Genomic DNA, 18467 nt, shown 5'->3' on the forward strand with positions numbered 1-18467 from the left:
ATGTTCACGCGGCTTGCGGTGCACAGCCTTGCGGCTTGAACACGCGGGTGGTGGAGGGTGGGTTGTTGGCCAGCTTGCCGGCCGGGCGAATGGGGCGCGGGGCGAAATTGCCGCCGCAATTGGGGCATTTGCCGCCAAGCTTTTCGTCGGCGCAGCTGGCGCAGAAGGTGCATTCGAAGCTGCAGATCATGGCGTTGGTCGCCTCGGGCGGCAGATCCTTGTCGCAGCATTCGCAGGAGGGGCGCAGTTCGAGCATGGGCTTAGCGGATCGGCTGGTGGACGGTGACGAGCTTGGTGCCATCGGGGAAGGTGGCTTCGACCTGGATGTCGTGGATCATCTCGGGGATGCCTTCCATGACCTGGGCGCGGCTGACGACATGGGCGCCGGCTTCCATCAGCTCGGCGACGGGGCGACCGTCGCGGGCGCCTTCAACGACGAAATCGGTGATCAGCGCGATGGCCTCGGGATGGTTGAGCTTGACGCCGCGCTCGAGGCGCTTGCGGGCCACGACGGCCGCCATGGAAATGAGGAGCTTGTCTTTTTCGCGCGGGGTCAGGTTCACAATGATAATCCTAGAGGTGCCACATGCGGGGCAGTGTGCCGGTGACGGATAGTTCGGACAGAATAGGGACGATCAGGCGGCGCAAGGCAAGCCCGGTTTGCGCCAAAGCACGAATGACAAGACGCTCGCCATTGGCGCTGGCGGCAATGCGCGGATCGGCGGGAAGCAGGGCACGGATGCGGTCGAGAGCGGCACGCGCCTGATCGGCATCGGGGGCGATATGAAGAATGGTGCCGAAGGCGCGCTTGCCGGCGAGCAGCGACAGGCCGTTGCGCTCGGACAGGGTGCCATCGAGGCGGGTGGCTTCGGCATGGATCAGCCGGCCGTTACGGCGGATGCGCCAGTTGTCGCGGATTTTGGCGTCGAGGGCGGCTTCGCCCATGGCGTCGCGGCCGAGGAGGATGGCTTCGACGGCGGTGAGGCTGGCGCCGGTGGCGAGGTCGATGTCGAGGCGGCGGTCGAGCTCGCTGGCGGCAAAGAGGATGGTTTCCTGGGGCAGCCAGTCGAGATGGGCGTTTTCGCCGATCTGCATGCGGGTCTCGACGCGGGCGGGGCCGCCGAGGGAGCGATAGATGCGTTCGCAGGCCTGGGTGGTCAGCACCATGCGACCTTCTGGCGCGAGGTCGGCGGACCATTGCATGAGGTCGCCGCCCGTCAGGCCGCCCGCAGTGTTGATGAGCACGGCTTCGAGGGTTTGCGAGTGGGTGTTGGGCAGGCGAATCTTGGCGCAGCCCTCCTGGTAGAGGGTGGAAAGATGAGTGCCGCCCGTACGTTGATAAGTCGATAGTCCGCCTTTGCCAAAAGCGCGTTGCATGCGTGGTTGAGGGGCAAAGTTTTCACCATGCGCATTTTTATCGGCAACGATTGTCAATTGTCGGCGTTTCCTAAGCGAGCAGGTGCTCTTCCATTGAGAACTTAAAGAAGGCAAATAAAATGCACATGAAATCCCTCGTTTCCGCTGGTGCCCTTGCAATCGCACTTGGCCTGGGTGCCCCGGCCGTGATGGCCCAGGACGCTATGGCCGCTCCGACCATGATCGGCAACCAGACCCTGACCGAAGCCGACGCCACCCGCGTCCAGACCTATTGCGACGATCTGCTGACGGCGTCGGAACAGACAGATACCGCAACCACCGGTTCTGAAGATGCCGGCACGACCGAATCCGATACCAGCGAGAATGACGCCGACCAGGCCGCTGTTGGTGGTGTTGATCTCGACCAGGTGACCATCGAAAACTGTGCTGAAGCCGGTTTCGTCGAAGGTCCGGTTACGCCCACTCCCTAATATCGCATTATACTGATCATAGCGCCCGGCCTTGTGCCGGGCGCTTTTGTTTGTGTGGTCAGACCATCAGGTGACGGCGCACCTCGGGCAGGTCCAAGTCACTCGCGGGACCGGCGTGCTGGATCTCGCCGCGGTCCATGACATAGATATCGTCGGCGATCTCGCGGCAGAAATCGAGGAACTGCTCCACGAGCAGGATGGTCATGCCCTTTTCGTCGCGCAGGAATTGCAGGGCGCGGCCGATGTCCTTGATGATCGAGGGCTGGATGCCTTCGGTCGGCTCATCGAGCACCAGGACCCTGGGTCGGGTGACCAGCGCACGCCCGATCGCGAGCTGCTGCTGCTGACCACCCGAGAGGTCACCGCCGCGCCGGCCCAGCATGGACTTGAGCACGGGGAAGAGCTCGAAGATGTAGGAGGGGATATGTTTTTCGCCGCGTGGCAGGCCGGCATAGCCGGTCTCGAGGTTTTCCTTGACCGTGAGCAGGGGGAAGATTTCGCGGCCCTGCGGCACATAGCCGATTCCCATGCGGGCGCGCTTGTAGGGCGGGGATTTGCGCAGGACTTCGTCGCCAAAGCGGATGTCGCCGGCGGTGATGTTGTTGACGCCGGTGATGGCGCGCAGGGTGGAGGATTTGCCGACGCCATTGCGGCCGAGGACCGCGGTGATGCGGCCGGGCTGGCAGGTGATGGAGACCGATTTCAGCGCCTGGGCGGCGCCATAGTGCAGGTCGATGGCGTTGATCGAGAGGGCGGTGCTCATCGTCCAAGATACCTTTCAATGACGACCGGATTGGCGCTGACCTGGTCGAGCGTGCCCTCGGCGAGGACGGAGCCCTCTGCGAGGCAGGTGACGCGGGAACCCAGTTCGCGCACGAAGCTCATGTCGTGTTCGACGACGACGACGGAGCGGGTTTTGGCGATGTCGCGCAGCAGCTTGGCGGTTTCCACGGTTTCGCTGTCGGTCATGCCGGCGACGGGTTCGTCGACGAGCAGGAGTTTGGGATCCTGCGCCAGCAGCATGCCCACTTCGAGCCATTGTTTCTGGCCGTGGCTGAGATTGGCGGCATAGTCATCGCGGCGGCCGATCAGGCGGACGGTTTCGAGGATTTCCTCGATGCGGGCGATATCGGTCGCGTCGGCGGAATAAAACAGCGTGGCGAAGACGCCGCGCGGCTTTTTCAGCGCCATTTCGATATTGTCCCAGACGGTATGGCTCTCGAAAACCGTGGGCTTCTGGAACTTGCGGCCGATGCCGAGATTGGCGATGGCGGCTTCGTCAAGCCTGGTCAGATCGGTGCGGCCGTCGAACAGGACCTGTCCGTCGTCGGGACGGGTCTTGCCGGTGATGATGTCCATCATGGTGGTCTTGCCGGCGCCATTGGGGCCGATGATGGCCAGCATTTCGGCGGGATGGACGATGATCGAGAGATTGTTGATGGCTTTGAAGCCGTCGAAGGCGACGGAAACGCCATCGAGATAGAGCATGGTGCCGGTCTTGTCGGTCGTCATGGCCTACTCCGCCGGATTGGGTTGGGGATCGACGCCGGCCTCGACCTGCTTGGGGGTCGGCTCGCCGCGATCATGCTGTTCGCGCCTGGTGGTGGCGGCGCGATACTGGCCGATCAGGCCGACGATGCCCTTGGGCAGAAAGAGCGTGGTGACGACGAAGAGGGCGCCGAGGGCGAAGAGCCAGTACTCGGGGAAGGCGCCGGTGAAGTAGGACTTGCCCACATTGACGAGGATGCCGCCGATGATGGGGCCGACGATGGTGCCGCGGCCGCCGACGGCGGTCCAGATGACGACCTCGATGGAATTGGCGGGGTCGAATTCGGACGGGTTGATGATGCCGACCTGGGGGACGTAGAGCGCCCCGGCGATGCCGGCGATGATGGCCGAGACGACGAAGGCGAAGAGTTTTACATATTCGACGCGGTAGCCGAGGAAGCGGGTGCGGCTTTCGGCGTCGCGCACGGCGACCATGACCTTGCCGAGCTTGGAATTGACCACCATGGAACAGGCCAGAACCGCCAGCGCCAAGGCAATGGCGGAGGCCGAAAATAGCGCGGCGCGGGTGCCGGGGGCGGAGATGGACTGGCCCAGGATATCCTTGAAGTCGGTCAGGCCGTTATTGCCGCCGAAGCCCATGTCATTGCGGAAGAAGGCGAGCAGCAGGGCATAGGTCATGGCCTGGGTGATGATGGAGAGATAGACGCCGGTGACGCGGCTGCGGAAGGCGAGGAAGCCGAAGACGAAGGCGAGAAGGCCCGGGACGACAACCACGGCCACCATGGCGATCCAGAAATTGTCCATGCCCTGCCAATACCAGGGCAGCTCCTTCCAGTTCAGGAAGACCATGAAGTCGGGCAGGGTCGGATCCGCGTAGACGCCGCGGGTGCCGATCTGGCGCATGAGATACATGCCCATGGCATAGCCACCGATGGCGAAGAAGGCGCCGTGGCCGAGCGAGAGAATGCCGCAATAGCCCCAGACGAGGTCGAGGGCCAAAGCGAGCATGGCATAGGTGAGGTATTTGCCGAAGAGCGGCACGACATAGTTGGGCAGGCGCAGCGGGTGGCCGATTGGCAGGAGCAGGTTGGAGGCGGGGACGGCGATGGCCACGACAAGGAGGATGGCGACGAGCCAGATGGCCTTTTTGTCGAGGGCGCGGAAGAGGGCTTGCGTAATCATGCTTCGATCGAGCGTCCCTTGAGCGCGAAGAGGCCGCGGGGACGGCGCTGGATGAAGAGGATGATGAGGACGAGGATGATGATCTTGCCGAGCACGGCGCCGGCATAGGGCTCGATGAACTTGTTGGCGATGCCCAGGGTCAGGGCGCCGACCAGCGTGCCCCAGAGATTGCCGACGCCGCCAAAGACCACGACCATGAAGCTGTCGATGATATAGCCCTGACCGAGGTTGGGCGAGACGTTGCCGATCTGGCTGAGGGCGACGCCAGCGAGACCGGCAATGCCCGAGCCGAGGCCGAAGGTCATGGCATCGACGAGAGGGGTGCGGATGCCCATGGCGGAGGCCATGCGGCGATTCTGCGTGACGGCGCGCATGTGGAGGCCAATGGCGGTGTATTTCAGCAGGCCCAGCAGGGCGACGAAGACCACAGCGGCGAAGATGACGATGTAGAAGCGGTTCCAGGTGATGGCGAGACCGCCGAGCTCGAAGGAGCCGGACATCCAGCTCGGATTACCGACCTCGCGGATATTGGCGGTGAAGATGCGCTGCACGGCCTGCTGGATGATCAGCGACAGACCCCAGGTGGCGAGGAGGGTTTCGAGCGGCCGGCCGTAGAGGAAGCGGATGACGCCGCGCTCGATGGCAATGCCGATGAGGCCGGTGACGAGGAAGGCGAGGGGCAGGGCGATGGTCAGGGACCAATCGAAGAGGCCGGGATAGTTCTGGCGGATGACTTCCTGGACGACGAAAGTGGTGTAGGCGCCCAGCATGACCATTTCGCCATGGGCCATGTTGATGACGCCCATGACGCCAAAGGTGATGGCAAGGCCGATGGCGGCGAGCAGGAGCACCGAGCCGAGCGAGACGCCGAACCAGACGTTCTGCGCCACATCCCAGACGGCGCGGTCGCGCGCCAGGCCATCGATGGCGGTCTGGATGGCGGGCTTGAGGGTGTCGGGCGCATTGCCGAGAGCCGTGCTGAGAGTGTTGAGCGCGTCGCGGCCACCGATGGCCTGGACCACGGGAACGGCAGCGGTCTTGTCCTCGATGCTGGCCTCGGGGGACTTCAGCATGATAACGGCGCGGGCCTGTTCCATGACGCGTTTGATGCCGGCATCGGTTTCGGTGGCGATGGCGCTATCGAGCAGTTCGAGCTGCGCAGGATCGGCGTCGCGCAGGATGGACTGGGCGGCAGAGCGGCGGGTGCCAGCGTCTTCGCTGAGCAGGGTCATCTGGCCGATGGCGGTGCGCAGCACGCGGCGGAGGCCATTGTTGACCTTGACCTTTTCGAGGCCATCTTCGGTAAGGGTCGGCAGCTCGGCGTCGCTCAGCGGATCGGTGATGGTGCCCTTGCCGCCGGAGGCGGAGGTGAAGACGACCTTGCCGCTGGCTTCATCGAAATAGAGTTCGCCATTGATCAGGGTCTGCAGCACCGGCACGACGCGCTGGTCGCCGGTGCCGACGAGGACGCCGATGGCGGCTTCGCGATCCTTGAAATTGCCCGGGGCGAGCGCATCGACGAGCGGCGCGAGGTCGGCGTCTGCGAGCTGGGCTTGAGCGGGTGCGGCAGACATGAGCGCCGCGCCAAGAACCATCATCAGCATAATGACTTTGCGGAGTGATTTCATGGGGCCCCGATCTGATCATAAAACTCGATGTCATCCCGACTTTGAGCCGGGGTGACACCGCGTGTGTTGGACGTTTGTGGGCAAGGGCGGCGATGCCGCCCTCACCGGGTCAGCGAGATTATTGCGCCAGCGCTACGTCGGAGCCGCCGCAGGTCTTGGTTTCGGTATTGTAGTTGCCGCAGTTGATCGGGGCGGTCCAATCGGCCTCGATCATGGCGGATTCGGGCAGGAAGTCGGACCAGGCGTCGCCCGGGACAAGGTCGGATTCCGACACGACTTCGAACTGGCCGTCGGCCTGGATTTCACCGATCAGCACCGGCTTGGTGATGTGGTGGTTGGGCAGCATGGTGGCGACACCGCCGGTCAGGTTCGGCGTTTCGAGGCCGATGATGGCATCGAGCACGGCATCGGTATCGGTGGTGCCGGCCTTTTCGACAGCCTGAACCCAGAGGTTGAAGCCGATGACGGTGGCTTCCATGGGGTCGTTGGTGACCTTTTCAGGATCGTTCATGAAGGTCTGCCAAGCGGAGATGAACTCCTCGTTGGCGGGGACATCGACGGACTGGAAGTAGTTCCAGGCAGCGAGGTGACCGACCAGCGGGGTGGTGTCAAAGCCGGCGAGTTCTTCTTCACCGACCGAGAAGGCGACGACGGGAATGTCTTCGGCCTTGATGCCCTGGTTGGCGAGTTCCTTATAGAAGGGCACGTTGGCATCGCCGTTGATGGTCGAGACCACGGCAGTCTTCTTGCCAGTCGAGCCGAAAGTCTTGATGTCGGAGACGATGGTCTGCCAGTCGGAATGACCGAAAGGCGTGTAGTTGATCATGATGTCTTCCTTGGCGACACCATGGTCGAGCAAGTATTGCTCGAGGATCTTGTTGGTCGTTTGGGGATAGACATAGTCGGTGCCGGCAAGAACCCAGCGCTCGACGCCTTCATTTTCCATCAGATAGTCGACGGCGGGAATGGCCTGCTGGTTCGGCGCAGCGCCAGTGTAGAAGACGTTGCGCTGGCTTTCCTCGCCCTCGTACTGCACGGGGTAGAAGAGGATCGAGTTCAGTTCTTCAAAAACCGGCAGAACGGATTTGCGCGAGGACGAGGTCCAGCAGCCGAAGACGGCGGCGACGCCGTTGACTTCGATCAGTTCGCGGGCCTTTTCGGCAAACAGCGGCCAGTCGGAGGCCGGATCCACGACGACGGCCTCAAGCTGCTTGCCCAGAAGGCCGCCCTTCTTGTTCTGCTCGTCGATCAGGAACAGCATCGTGTCCTTGAGCGTGGTTTCGGAAATCGCCATCGTGCCCGACAGCGAATGCAGAACGCCGACCTTGATGGTCTCGTCCTGAGCGAATGCCGGAACAGCAATCGCGCCCATAGTCATCGTGACGCCCAGTCCCAGACCCGCAATCATGCGGTTTATCACTGTCATGTTTTCCTCCGACAGATGTGTGTTGCCACCACGGAGGAAATTGCAAAGCCCGTGCCAGTACTTGGCCGGGTAGACTAAGGCGTTGATTCAATTTGGGTCTGTCGAGCGTTTCTGTTGACGATGTATCGAAAGCGCATCGCTGCAAGCGTCACGGGTGATGATTTTTTAATCGGCGCGCAGAGGGTCTGTATAAAATTTGGGCGCGCCCAGTGTCCCGTAGATCGCGGCGGTGTTGTGAAGGCTGGGTTTTGCCGATCACAGATTCTCAAGAGGGGAACCGTTGTGCCTTGGCTCCGTTTACCGAGCGAACCGGACTGGCAAGCTGCAAAGATCCGGACAGATTTTTGGCACCTGTTCCTCCCGGGGTGCCAAACGATCGGTGGACTGCCGCAGAGGCTGACGCTCCTTTGTGGTGTCTCCCGTGGGGCGCGAAACTTCGGTTTCGCGCCCTTTTTGTTTGTAATCACGCAAATATATGTGGAAGTACGTAGCCGATTATCGCGGTTATTCCAAGTAATTGTGTGGCGTTAATGTGGCGAGAACCTAGAATCACGGAGTCACTTGGATTCTTTTTTGGTGTTTGAGAAGATCTTGCATCGTGTTTTGTCGGCCAGAACGGACCGAATAGAGGAGAGTGCGATGCGTAATTCCAAGTCAGTTTTTGCAATGGGCTTTGTTTTATTGACTACGTGTATTCCCGTACATGCACAAGGCTTGCTTGGACTTGGCTCTGGTTCGGCCGGCAATGACAACTTGATCGACATTGGCATTGGTGGTGATGACGGCAATGTTCTCGACGTGAATGTCGGTGGCGGTAGTCTGTTTGGCGGTGGCGGCAGCGATTCATCTTCGATCGCCAGTGTGAGCGTCGGCAGCGGCAGTAGCGGCGGCGGTGGGGGCCTCGGTGTCAATGCCAATGTGCTTGGCGGCACGGCGACGGCCGATGTAAACTTGGGTGGCGGCGGGCTGGGCGCCAATGTCAACGTGCTGGGTGGTGGCACGGGTGGCGGGCTCGACATCAACATCAACGTCCGCAATCCTGACATCAATATTCCGGGAATCCCTGGCGTGCCTGGCGTACCGGGTGTGCCGCAGCCAGGCGTGCTCAATGCTGCCGTGAATGGGCAGGCGGGATTTGCAGTGGGTGGCTTCACCGGAACACCTGCGCCCGGCTGTGGCGCCGATGTCTCCAATCAGGTTTCTGGCCTGATTGACGGCACTTCGGTGGACTCGTCCTGGCAGAGTGCTTCTGGTGTGCAGGTGCAGCGCGTCGAAATGTGTTCGGCGATGCGGGAGTGGGTGAGCAATCATCTGCGTGAGCATGGTCATGCCAGCATCCTGCGTCCGGCGGTGCAGGCTGACTCGCTGATCAGTGCATCGCTGGCGCGTTCGCCCTATGGCTCCGAGCATGTGTTTGCGGTCAAGAAGCAGGGCAGCAAGCTAATCGTTTACGTATACTGAGCTCGTTTCCTCCGCGAGCGAATGTCCAGATCGCCCGGTGCTTCTCGCCGGGCGATTTGCTTTGTGTCATTTTCTGAGCAAGTTGCACATTTTATGTGCGACGATGATTTGGTGGCGACAAAAGGGGCGAAATTACTTGCAAGGCGGGATTTGCTGCGCTTGTCTTCCCGAATTAGACAATGGGGACAAGGTTCATGCTCAACCGCAGGCTGTTTTCTGCTTCCACGCTCGCCGCATTGGCGCTGGCTGGTTTTTCCGCCGCGCCGGCTTTCGCGCAGACCGCCGTCAAGCTGACGCTGGACTGGCGCTTCGAGGGCCCGGCCGCGGGCTTCCTGCTGGCGCAGGACAAGGGTTATTTTGCCGAGGAAGGCCTCGACGTCACCATCGACACCGGCAATGGCTCGGTGGAAGCCATTCCGCGCGTGGCGACGGGGGCCTATCAGTTCGGCTTCGGCGACATCAACTCGCTGATCAAGTTTCTCGACGAGGACCCGGCCCAGCCGGTCAAGTCGATCATGATGGTCTATGACAAGCCGGTGTTTTCCATCGTCGGCCGCAAGTCGCTGGGGATTACCGACGATCCGAAATCGCTGGAAGGCAAGAAGCTCGGCGCGCCGCCGCCGGATGGCGCCTTTGCGCAGTGGCAGGCATTCATTCCGGCCGCGGGCCTCGATGAATCCAGCATCACCATCGAGAATATCGGCTTTCCGGTGCGCGAGCCGATGCTGGCGTCCGGCGACGTGGATGGCGTGTTCGGATTTGCCTTTTCGGTGATCCTGAACCTGATCGCCAATGGCGTGCCGGAAGACGATATTTCCACCATCCTCTTCGCTGACCATGGGCTGAACCTTTACGGCAATGCGATCCTGGTGAATGAGGTTTTTGCCGAAGAGAATCCGGACGTGGTCAAGGGCTTCCTGCGGGCGCTGAGCAAGGGCTTTGCCGATGCCGTGGCCGATCCGGCAGCGGGTGCGGCGGCGGTGCTGGCGCGTAACGAGACGCTCAACCTCGATACCGAAATTGCGCGCCTGACCATGGCCAACGAGATGAATATCAAGACGCCCTATGTGGTTGAGAATGGCTTTGGCGGGATCGACGAGGCGCGGCTGACGGCGTCGCTGGAGACGCTGAAACTGTCGATGGGCCTCAAGGGTGCGGTGACGGCGGCGGATGTGTTCGACGCACAATATCTGCCGCCAGCTGAAGAGCGCATGCTGCCGTAAGCAACAGTACTCCGCACCTAACCTCCCCCAGAAAAGGGGGAGGGACCGTCCGGGGGATCGAACCAGATTCCCCTCAACAAGAGAGACCGCCATGGCATTGGTTTCCATCGAGAATGTCGACATGCGCTATGGCGGGCCGAGCGGCACGCTGGCGGTCAGCGGGCTCAACCTGCGGATCGAGCGCGGCGAATTCGTCGCAGTGGTGGGGCCGTCGGGCTGTGGCAAGTCCACGCTGATGAAGCTCACCACCGGGCTGCATATTCCGCAGAGTGGCACGGTGATCGTGGCCAACCAGGAAGTGACCAAGCCGGTGTCGATCGTGGGCATGGCGTTCCAGAACCCGACCATGCTGCCGTGGCGAACGACGCTGGAAAATATCCTGTTGCCGCTGGAGATCGTCGAGCGGCATCGGCACAGGCTGCGGGCCAACAAGGCGGACTATGTGGCCAAGGCAGAAAAGCTTCTGGAGACGGTCGGGCTCAAGGGCTTTGGCGACAAGTTTCCCTGGCAATTGTCGGGCGGGATGCAGCAGCGGGCGAACCTTTGCCGGGCGCTGATCCACGAGCCGGAGCTGTTGATGCTGGACGAGCCCTTCGGCGCGCTGGATGCCTTTACCCGCGAAGAGCTGTGGTGCGTGATCCGCGACCTGCATGCCAGCCAGGATGTGACTATCGTGCTGGTAACGCATGACCTGCGGGAATCGGTGTTCCTCGCCGACAAGGTGGTGGTGATGAGTGCGCGGCCGGGCAAGGTGATTTCCGAACATGTGGTGCCCTTCGAGCGGCCGCGGCAGCTCGACATTTTGTACAAGCCGGAATTCAACGACATGGTGCAGGCGCTGCATGGCGAGATCGCAACGGCGAGGGCGGCAGCATGACCAATGTCGAAAGCGTCATCGCCGATTCCACGCTGCCGCCGCCCCGGGACAGCTTCAAGATCAACTGGCTGCGGCTGGCGCCGCTGCTCTATACGATCGGGCTGTTCGTGATCTGGGAGATTGGCGTCCGGATTTCGGGCCTGCCGCATACGATCCTGCCGACGCCAAGCCGGATCTTCGAGGCGATCGTGCAATATTGGTCGCCGATCTGGAAGAATTCGCTGCAGACGCTCTACACGACCGTGTTGGGCTTCATCATCGCGGTGGTGGCGGGGTTGGGGATTGGCCTTTTCATCGGCTGGTCGAAAACCATCTATGCCGGGCTCTATCCGATCATGATCGGCTTCAATGCCATTCCCAAGGTAGCGCTGGTGCCAATCCTCGTCATCTGGTTCGGCATTGGTACGGTGCCGGCGGTTTTGACGGCGTTCCTGATCTCGTTCTTTCCCATCGTGGTCAATGTGGCGACGGGGCTGGCGACGATCGAGCCGGAGACTGAGGACGTGTTGCGGGCGCTTGGCGCCAAGAAGCTCGACATCATGCTCAAAGTCGGCATTCCGCGTTCGATGCCCTATTTCTTCGGCTCGCTGAAGGTGGCGATCACGCTGGCTTTTGTCGGCTCGGTGGTGAGCGAGACGGTGGCGTCCAATAACGGGCTGGGCAATATGATGGCCTCGGCGCAGAGCCAGTTCAATGTGCCGCTGGTGTTTGCCGGGCTGCTGATGCTGGCGATTGAGGGCATCGCCATGTATGCGCTGATGGCCTGGATCGAGAAGCGGATGACCGGCTGGGCGCACCGCTCGACGATGAGCAATTGAGAGGAAGGCTCGCAGAAGACTTCCGCGGACCCTCGTTCTGACCGTCAGGCGGCACGCTTGCGCGTGAAGACCAGCCACAGGGCCGAGGCAAGAAAATAGATTGCGCCGAAGGCGGCATAGCCGGCGACGATCGGGATCACCGCAGCGACCGGCTGCTGCGACTGGAGAATAAAGAAGCTACCGGCCAAGGCCGATTGGGCGCCGCTGAGGACCATGGCCCATTGTGCACCCGATGACGCCCAGCGGCGCAATGCGGTGCCGAGCTGCAGCAGGCCCGAGAGCACAGCCCAGGCGCCGAACACGGCAAGCACGGCATTAAGGCCCATGGGCAGTGCCAGGATGACGGCGATGGTCGTGATGAGGCTGACGACGATGTTGAGGGCTTGGGTGCGGTTGCGGGCGAGGCCGCCGCTACGGGTGGCGTCCAGATAATTGGCTGCAGCGTCCCAGAGCGGGTAGATCACCAGAAGCGCCGACCCAAGGGCCGGAATCTGCAGGCCGAGGGCGAAGGCGGTGAGGACCCAGGCGACGGAAACGGCAGCGCGGGTGAAATAATATATGGTCAGCCAGCTGTTGGCGGCGGGGCGAGGGGCGTCAATCTGAATGCTTGTCATTTGGCTATCTACTAGTTGGTAGGGTGTTGGGGGAAGTTTGGTGACGTGATTGTATGGATCAGGCGGTGAGGCGTTGCAGGGTAAGATTGGTGATGGCGGTGAAGAGCGTCGGATCGCCATAGGCGCGGGCTGAAACCATGCCGCCATGCACGGTGGCCATGAAGGCCTCAGCCTCGATATGGGGTGAGGCTGACAGGCGCATGCTGCCCTGCTCGGCGCCCCGTTCGAAGACGGCGAGCAGCCAAGTGGATAATGACTTGAAGTGGAGACGCACCTCTGCTGCAACGGGCTCGGGCAGGGCCGGCAGTTCGGCGGCCAGCAGCGCGCAGATGCAGAAGTCTGCCTTTTCATCGGCCACGCAGGCCTGCCAGTAACGGATATAGGCAGAGAGCTGGACGTGCGGGTCGGACGACACCTTGTCGAGGCTGTCCAGGCCGGAAGCCGCATCCGCGCGATAGCGGGAGACCAGCGTCCGAACCAGGTCGACCTTGCTGGGAAAGTGATGATGGATGCTCGCCTTGCGAATGCCCACCACTTCAGCGATGTCGGCATAACTGAAGCCCTCGTAGCCGCGCTTGACGATGAGGGCGCGGGCGCAGGCCAGGATGTCGTCGGCGGTGGACGAGAGATTGCTCATGGCATTATCTACCTACCAATAGGTAGGGACGTCAAGTGGCTGTTGACGTCCGGTGAGCTGACGCTATTCCTCGGTAGCGGGTAGCGGGTAGCGGGTAGCGGGTAGCGGGTAGCGGGTAGCGGGTAGCGGGTAGCGGGTAGCGGGTAGCGGGTAGCGGGTAGCGGGTAGCGGGTAGCGGGTAGCGGGTAGCGGGTAGCGGGTAGCGGGTAGCGGGTAGCGGGTAGCGGGTAGCGGGTAGCGGGTAGCGGGTAGCAAGGTGCGGCGCGTTGGTCGTTGGTTGGATTCCGGCGGGCGGCAGTTTGAAGGCTTGGGCTCCTAGAGCCCGTTCGTCAGGTTGAGGCGATCGAGCGTTGCCCTGTCCGACGGCTCGACCATGCCGACGAGGAACCTTGTGACGATGCGGCGGGAATCGGCGGGCAGGGCGGCGATGGCGGCGTTGATGCGGCTGGCTTGCGTGACGGAGAGGGCGGCGAAGAACTGGCGGCCCTTGTCGGTGGCATGCAGCAGGCGCTGGCGCCGGTCGGCGTGGCCGGTCTTTTGCTCGATATAGCCATTGTCGATAAGCTGGCGCAGCACGCGGGCGAGGCTCTGCTTGGTGATCTTCAAAATATCGAGAAGATCGGCGACCGGCATGCCGGGGCGCAGGTTGACGAAATAGAGCACACGATGGTGCGCGCGACCGAAATCCTGGCGCTCGAGCTGGGCGTCGGCGTCACCGGTGAAATCGCGATAAGCGAAGAAAAACAAGCCCATGATGTCGAGGGGGAGCGAGTCCCCGCCCGGTGGCAGAGAATTTATGTCAGCAATGTTGACATTTTTTAGGGTAACTGCCATTGTCTTCCTATCAGGACGCCGTTCAATCTTATCCCCCAGCCTTTGTGGTTTGCCAAGGCCTTGGGCCTGGGGCATGATCGGCGCCAAATCGGGCGACCGTCAAAGACGGCGCCCACAATATTGGCGGGAGAGAACTATGTCAGGCGTGCCGATGGACCAGCGTGATGGCTGGATCTGGTTTGATGGCGAATTCAAACCGTGGAAGGACGCAAAGATTCACGTGCTGACGCACGGGCTGCACTATGCGAGCTCGGTATTTGAGGGCGAGCGCGCCTATGGCGGCGAAATCTTCAAGTCGCGCGAACATACCGAGCGGCTGATCCGTTCGGGCAAGACGCTGGATTTCACGATTCCCTGGTCGGTCGAGCAGATCGAGGAAGCCAAGCGCGCGGTGCTGGAAAAGAACGGCCTGGTCGATGCCTATGTGCGTCCCGTGGCCTGGCGCGGTTCGGAAGAACTGAGCGTGCCGGCGCGCAACAATACGGTGCATCTGGCGATCGCCGCCTGGGTGTGGCCGAGCTATTTCTCGGTCGAGGAAAAGCTCAAGGGCATTCGTCTCGAGTGGAGCAAGTGGAAGCGTCCGAGCCCGGAGACCATTCCGTCTTCGGCCAAGGCTGCGGGTCTTTACATGATCTGCACGCTGTCCAAGGACGCGGCCATGGCCAATGGCTATGCCGATGCGCTGATGCTGGACTATCGCGGCTATGTTGCGGAAGCCACCGGCGCCAACGTGTTCTTCATCAAGGGCAAGGAAATCACCACGCCGACGCCGGATTGCTTCCTCAACGGCATCACAAGGCAGACGCTGATCGATCTGGCCAAGCGCAATGGCTACACGGTGACCGAGCGCCACATCATGCCCGAAGAGCTGAGCCAGTTCGACGAGTGCTTCCTCACCGGCACGGCCGCAGAGGTGACCCCGGTCAGCGAGATCGGCGAGTATCGTTTCACGCCGAGCGAAGGTTGCCGGACGCTGATCGATGCGTATAGCGCCGAAGTACAGCCCAAGCGTGCTGCGGCTGAATAAGGCTGAATCAAATGATGAAAAAGCCGGGCCAAGTGCCCGGCTTTTTTGTTGAACATCGTGCCACGCGCTCGTGGTTCGAGGCTTTGCTGCGCAAAGCACCTCACCATGAGGGCTGTTGGAACATTCGGCTCTCAGTAGCCCTCATGGTGAGGTGCGAGCTCTCGCGAGCCTCGAACCACGAGGGCGTGACACTATTCCCAGCGCGCCCTGGCGATATCGTCCGCCTCTTTCGCTTCCACCCAATGGGTGCCCGCGGCATCGGTTTCCTGTTTCCAGAAGGGGGCGTCGGTCTTGAGGTAGTCCATCAGGAATTGGGCGCCCTTGAAGGCAGCGTCGCGATGGGGGGAGAGGGTCATGACCTGGACGATGGGCTCGCCCGGACCGAGCGTGCCATAGCGGTGGATGACCGTGGCGGCGAGCAGACCGAAGCGGGTGGCCGCCTGTTCCACGATAGCGGTAAGCTGGTTGATGGCGAGGTCCGGATAGCATTCGAGCGTCAGCGAGACGATCGGTGCATCGGGCTGGCTGCGGACCACGCCAGTGAAGGTGACGGCGGCGCCAGCGCCCTTGCCTGCAGCGAGGAAGGCATTGGTTTCGGCACCGGGGTCGAAGGGGGCGGTGGTGACCCGGACGCTCATGCTCAACCGCCGGTCATCGGGGGGAAGAGGGCGACGGTCTGGGCGCCGATGATCGAGGTTTCCGGCCGGGCCAGTTTCGCGTCGACGGCGGCGCGGATCAGCGCACGCTTTTCGGCGGCATGGGCAAAGGCCTCGTCACGGCTAGCGAGATAGTCGATGAGGTCGGCGACGGTCACCACTTCGGGCGGCAGGGTGAGTTCTTCCTCACCGCGGTTGAGGCGTTCGCGCAGCCAGGCAAAATAGAGGATTTTCACGGCTGGTCAGCAACGAGATGCGGCCAGCTGGCGCGCAGGTATTGAAAGCCGGTCCATAGCGTCAACAGGCCGGCGGCCCAGAGCAGGATGTCGCTCGGGATGGCCAGCGCGGGCACGACGCCTTCGAGCAGGATCACGGCGAGAGCCACCAGCTGCAGCGTGGTCTTCCACTTGGCCAGCCAGCTGACCGGGAGGACGACCTTGGTATTGCCGAGGAATTCGCGCAGGCCGGAGATGAAGAATTCGCGGAAGAGGATGGCGCAGACCGGGATCATGTCCCAGCCGGAAAGGCTGCCCTGCCAGGCCAGCGCGGTGATCAGAATGCCGACGAGGAGCTTGTCGGCGATGGGGTCGAGCATGCGGCCTAGGGGCGAATACTGGTTCCAGGCGCGGGCGAGATAGCCATCGAGCCAGTCGCTGGCGGCGGCGAGGATGTAGATCACCAGCGCGATGATGCGCAGGGTCGGGTCGCCCTGCATGACGAGCCAGACGACCGGGAAGATCGCTAGGATCCGGGCGATGGTGATGATGTTGGGGACGAGGAAAAGCGGGTTTCTGGCCATGGGGGGAGAGAACAGGAATGGCGGGGAGGGGTCAAGAGAGACGGCGAAGATGAGTCCTCGTTGGGATACCCCCTCCTAGCCTCCCCCTGATAAGGAGAGGGACAGATCGGGTGCTGCGCAACATCTTGCCCCACTCACCGTGCCGTTCCTCCCCTTTTCAGGGGGAGGTTAGGTGGGGGTATTCTTTCTTATGCCACAGCCTGGTTGGTGGCAGCGCGGCGTGCGGTGACGGATTGAGCCAAGGCTTCAAGCGCCGTGACCGTTGTTTCCCAGTCGATGCAGCCGTCGGTGATGGACTGGCCGTAGGTCAGCGGCTGGCCTTCGACGAGGTCCTGACGGCCGGCGACCAAGTTGGATTCGACCATGACGCCGATGATGCGCTTGTCGCCGGCGGCGAGCTGATTGCCAATATCGGCAAGGACCAGTGGCTGGTTTTCCGGGTTTTTCGACGAGTTGGCGTGGCTGGCATCGACCATGATGGTGGGGGCGATACCGGCTTTTTCGGCAGCCTTGGCCGCAGCGTCGACGCTTGCTGCGTCATAATTGGTGGCCTTGCTGCCGCCGCGCAGGATGATGTGGCAGTCTTCGTTGCCGGTGGTGGCGGCGATGGCCGAGCGGCCGTCCTTGGTGACGGCGAGGAAATGGTGCGGCTGGCTGGCAGAGCTCACCGCATCAAGCGCGATCTTGACATTGCCGTCGGTGCCGTTCTTGAAGCCAACCGGGCAGGAGAGGCCGGAGGCCAGTTCGCGATGGATCTGGCTCTCGGTGGTGCGGGCACCGATCGCAGCCCAGGAGACGAGGTCGGCAATGTATTGCGGCGTCGTCATGTCGAGGAATTCGCAGGCGGCGGGCAGGCCGAGATTGTTGATCTCGAGCAGCAGGGCGCGCGCGGTGTGGAGGCCCGTGTCGATCTGGAAGCTGCCATCAAGATTGGGATCGTTGATCAGGCCCTTCCAGCCGACCGTGGTGCGCGGCTTTTCGAAGTAGACGCGCATGATGATTTCGAGGCGATCGCCGAGGGTTTCGCGCAGGGCGACGAGACGCTTGGCATAATCGATGGCGGCGACGGGGTCGTGGATGGAGCAGGGGCCAACCACGACGGCAAGGCGGTCGTCACCGCCCGTCAGGATGTTATGGAAATCGTGGCGGGCAGAGAGGACCGTCCTGGTGGCGGCATCGGTGCGCGGATGCTGTCGCATCACCTCGATAGGCGTGGTCAGCGGTTTGATTTCGGTGATGCGAAGGTCGTCGGTGGATTTGAGCATTTTCGGTGTCCTCGGAGGTTTTCTGGGGTTCGAGGGGCACAAAAAAACCGCCTCGAAAGTTCGGGCGGTGGGCTTCGGGTTTGGTCGTATCTTGTCAGGATCAGATCAAGCGCGCGTCAGCCTCCGCCGGGAGCGGATAGCTAAAGTACCAAAACGAAAAGGTGGCGGCGGAGCGGATCATGGGGAATGTGTAACCGAGAGTTCGGGGATTTGTCGAGTCCGACTTTTGGGGGGAGTATTAAAGTCTGCCAGGGCTTCCTCCCCCGCGGGCGGGGGAGGTTTCACGACTGAGAGTGTGGTGCTCAGGCTCACATGTGAAACGGATGCAGTTGCTGGATGGTGATTTCGCCTTCCCAGACGGGCCAGTGTTCGCGGTGGAGATTGGCGAAGCGTTCGGTCCAGGCGATCATTTCGGCTTCGCTGGGCAGGTCGTAGATGGCGTAGCCGCCGATCAGTTCCTTGCTTTCGGCAAAGGGACCGTCGGTGACGAGGTGATTGCTGCGGACGCGGACCACGGCCGAGTCCGACATGCCACCGGTTTCGAGCATGCGGGCGCCCGCTTCCATGCCCAGCTTGACGATGGCGTCCATCAGGGCCTGGGGCGGGGCGCCGGCCTGGGCGGGATTGGTGGTGCTGACGAAGGTGATGAACTTCATGGCAGTTC

Annotated in this window: 22 protein-coding genes; 6 read left to right on the plus strand and 16 right to left on the minus strand. The window is 62.1% G+C overall.

Features of this window, described 5'->3' with window-relative positions; all coding sequences use genetic code 11:
* Positions 1 to 4 precede the first annotated feature (4 nt).
* From P0Y65_03475 to P0Y65_03485, 3 genes are read right to left on the minus strand one after another with little or no spacing between them, the layout of a single operon-like run.
* The gene (locus P0Y65_03475; protein ID WEK05332.1) at positions 5 to 256 is read right to left on the minus strand and encodes a DUF1272 domain-containing protein; all 252 of its coding nucleotides are present in this window, start codon (positions 254 to 256) and stop codon (positions 5 to 7) included.
* A 4-nt stretch (positions 257 to 260) separates the two neighbouring features.
* A complete protein-coding gene (locus tag P0Y65_03480; GenBank protein ID WEK05333.1) occupies positions 261 to 563 on the minus strand; it encodes an urease subunit gamma in 303 nt (100 codons plus the stop codon).
* Positions 564 to 573: 10 nt separating this feature from the next.
* Positions 574 to 1377 carry an urease accessory protein UreD gene (locus P0Y65_03485; GenBank protein ID WEK05334.1) on the minus strand — a complete coding sequence of 268 codons (804 nt, stop codon included), beginning with the start codon at positions 1375 to 1377 and terminating at the stop codon, positions 574 to 576.
* A gap of 119 nt (positions 1378 to 1496) precedes the next feature.
* Between P0Y65_03485 and P0Y65_03490 the strand changes: the two genes are divergently transcribed.
* Positions 1497 to 1847 carry a hypothetical protein gene (locus P0Y65_03490; GenBank protein ID WEK05335.1) on the plus strand — a complete coding sequence of 117 codons (351 nt, stop codon included), beginning with the start codon at positions 1497 to 1499 and terminating at the stop codon, positions 1845 to 1847.
* A gap of 58 nt (positions 1848 to 1905) precedes the next feature.
* On the opposite strand, the gene urtE is transcribed toward P0Y65_03490, so the two are convergent.
* The 5 genes from urtE to urtA form a co-directional block, all read right to left on the minus strand.
* Entirely contained in the window at positions 1906 to 2610 is a 705-nt protein-coding gene (gene urtE, locus P0Y65_03495) for an urea ABC transporter ATP-binding subunit UrtE (protein ID WEK05336.1), read from the minus strand.
* Positions 2607 to 3359 carry an urea ABC transporter ATP-binding protein UrtD gene (gene urtD, locus P0Y65_03500; GenBank protein ID WEK05337.1) on the minus strand — a complete coding sequence of 251 codons (753 nt, stop codon included), beginning with the start codon at positions 3357 to 3359 and terminating at the stop codon, positions 2607 to 2609. Before urtD ends, urtE begins: the two co-directional genes overlap by 4 nt.
* A 3-nt stretch (positions 3360 to 3362) precedes the next feature.
* Positions 3363 to 4538 carry an urea ABC transporter permease subunit UrtC gene (gene urtC / locus P0Y65_03505; GenBank protein WEK05338.1) on the minus strand — a complete coding sequence of 392 codons (1176 nt, stop codon included), beginning with the start codon at positions 4536 to 4538 and terminating at the stop codon, positions 3363 to 3365.
* On the minus strand, positions 4535 to 6133 hold the full coding sequence (urtB, locus tag P0Y65_03510; GenBank protein WEK06719.1) for an urea ABC transporter permease subunit UrtB: 1599 nt from the start codon (positions 6131 to 6133) through the stop codon (positions 4535 to 4537). The genes urtC and urtB overlap by 4 nt, the downstream gene beginning before the upstream one ends.
* A gap of 151 nt (positions 6134 to 6284) precedes the next feature.
* Positions 6285 to 7574, minus strand: a complete 1290-nt coding sequence (gene urtA / locus P0Y65_03515; protein ID WEK06720.1) for an urea ABC transporter substrate-binding protein — start codon at positions 7572 to 7574, stop codon at positions 6285 to 6287.
* Between the two features lie 579 nt (positions 7575 to 8153).
* On the opposite strand from urtA, the gene P0Y65_03520 reads away from it, so the two are divergent.
* The 4 genes from P0Y65_03520 to P0Y65_03535 all read left to right on the plus strand — a co-directional run bounded on the left by P0Y65_03520 (position 8154) and on the right by P0Y65_03535 (position 11971).
* A complete protein-coding gene (locus tag P0Y65_03520) occupies positions 8154 to 9053 on the plus strand; it encodes a hypothetical protein (GenBank protein ID WEK05339.1) in 900 nt (299 codons plus the stop codon).
* A gap of 194 nt (positions 9054 to 9247) precedes the next feature.
* Entirely contained in the window at positions 9248 to 10276 is a 1029-nt protein-coding gene (locus P0Y65_03525) for an ABC transporter substrate-binding protein (GenBank protein WEK05340.1), read from the plus strand.
* Between the two features lie 121 nt (positions 10277 to 10397).
* Positions 10398 to 11153 (plus strand): ABC transporter ATP-binding protein, encoded by a 756-nt coding sequence (locus tag P0Y65_03530; protein WEK06721.1) that lies wholly within the window; start codon positions 10398 to 10400, stop codon positions 11151 to 11153.
* On the plus strand, positions 11150 to 11971 hold the full coding sequence (locus tag P0Y65_03535) for an ABC transporter permease (GenBank protein WEK05341.1): 822 nt from the start codon (positions 11150 to 11152) through the stop codon (positions 11969 to 11971). The genes P0Y65_03530 and P0Y65_03535 overlap by 4 nt, the downstream gene beginning before the upstream one ends.
* Before the next feature lie 44 nt (positions 11972 to 12015).
* On the opposite strand, the gene P0Y65_03540 is transcribed toward P0Y65_03535, so the two are convergent.
* The 3 genes from P0Y65_03540 to P0Y65_03550 form a co-directional block, all read right to left on the minus strand.
* The gene (locus P0Y65_03540) at positions 12016 to 12585 is read right to left on the minus strand and encodes a DUF308 domain-containing protein (protein ID WEK05342.1); all 570 of its coding nucleotides are present in this window, start codon (positions 12583 to 12585) and stop codon (positions 12016 to 12018) included.
* Positions 12586 to 12643: 58 nt separating this feature from the next.
* On the minus strand, positions 12644 to 13222 hold the full coding sequence (locus P0Y65_03545) for a TetR/AcrR family transcriptional regulator (GenBank protein WEK05343.1): 579 nt from the start codon (positions 13220 to 13222) through the stop codon (positions 12644 to 12646).
* Positions 13223 to 13537: 315 nt separating this feature from the next.
* On the minus strand, positions 13538 to 13975 hold the full coding sequence (locus tag P0Y65_03550; protein WEK05344.1) for a MarR family transcriptional regulator: 438 nt from the start codon (positions 13973 to 13975) through the stop codon (positions 13538 to 13540).
* A gap of 217 nt (positions 13976 to 14192) precedes the next feature.
* Here P0Y65_03550 and P0Y65_03555 point away from each other — a divergent pair, with 217 nt between their 5' ends.
* A complete protein-coding gene (locus P0Y65_03555; GenBank protein ID WEK05345.1) occupies positions 14193 to 15083 on the plus strand; it encodes a branched-chain amino acid aminotransferase in 891 nt (296 codons plus the stop codon).
* A 191-nt stretch (positions 15084 to 15274) separates the two neighbouring features.
* On the opposite strand, the gene P0Y65_03560 is transcribed toward P0Y65_03555, so the two are convergent.
* The 5 genes from P0Y65_03560 to P0Y65_03580 form a co-directional block, all read right to left on the minus strand.
* Complete coding sequence (locus P0Y65_03560) at positions 15275 to 15721, minus strand: molybdenum cofactor biosynthesis protein MoaE (GenBank protein ID WEK05346.1); 447 nt, start codon at positions 15719 to 15721, stop codon at positions 15275 to 15277.
* A 2-nt stretch (positions 15722 to 15723) separates the two neighbouring features.
* Positions 15724 to 15975 (minus strand): molybdopterin converting factor subunit 1, encoded by a 252-nt coding sequence (gene moaD, locus P0Y65_03565; protein WEK05347.1) that lies wholly within the window; start codon positions 15973 to 15975, stop codon positions 15724 to 15726.
* The gene (gene pgsA, locus P0Y65_03570) at positions 15972 to 16538 is read right to left on the minus strand and encodes a CDP-diacylglycerol--glycerol-3-phosphate 3-phosphatidyltransferase (protein WEK05348.1); all 567 of its coding nucleotides are present in this window, start codon (positions 16536 to 16538) and stop codon (positions 15972 to 15974) included. The genes moaD and pgsA overlap by 4 nt, the downstream gene beginning before the upstream one ends.
* Before the next feature lie 188 nt (positions 16539 to 16726).
* Entirely contained in the window at positions 16727 to 17803 is a 1077-nt protein-coding gene (locus tag P0Y65_03575) for a 3-deoxy-7-phosphoheptulonate synthase (protein WEK05349.1), read from the minus strand.
* Positions 17804 to 18111: 308 nt separating this feature from the next.
* Positions 18112 to 18459 (minus strand): YciI family protein, encoded by a 348-nt coding sequence (locus P0Y65_03580; protein ID WEK05350.1) that lies wholly within the window; start codon positions 18457 to 18459, stop codon positions 18112 to 18114.
* Between the last annotated feature and the right edge of the window lie 8 nt (positions 18460 to 18467).

Source organism: Candidatus Devosia phytovorans, from assembly GCA_029202405.1.
Taxonomy (GTDB): Bacteria; Pseudomonadota; Alphaproteobacteria; order Rhizobiales; family Devosiaceae; genus Devosia; species Devosia phytovorans.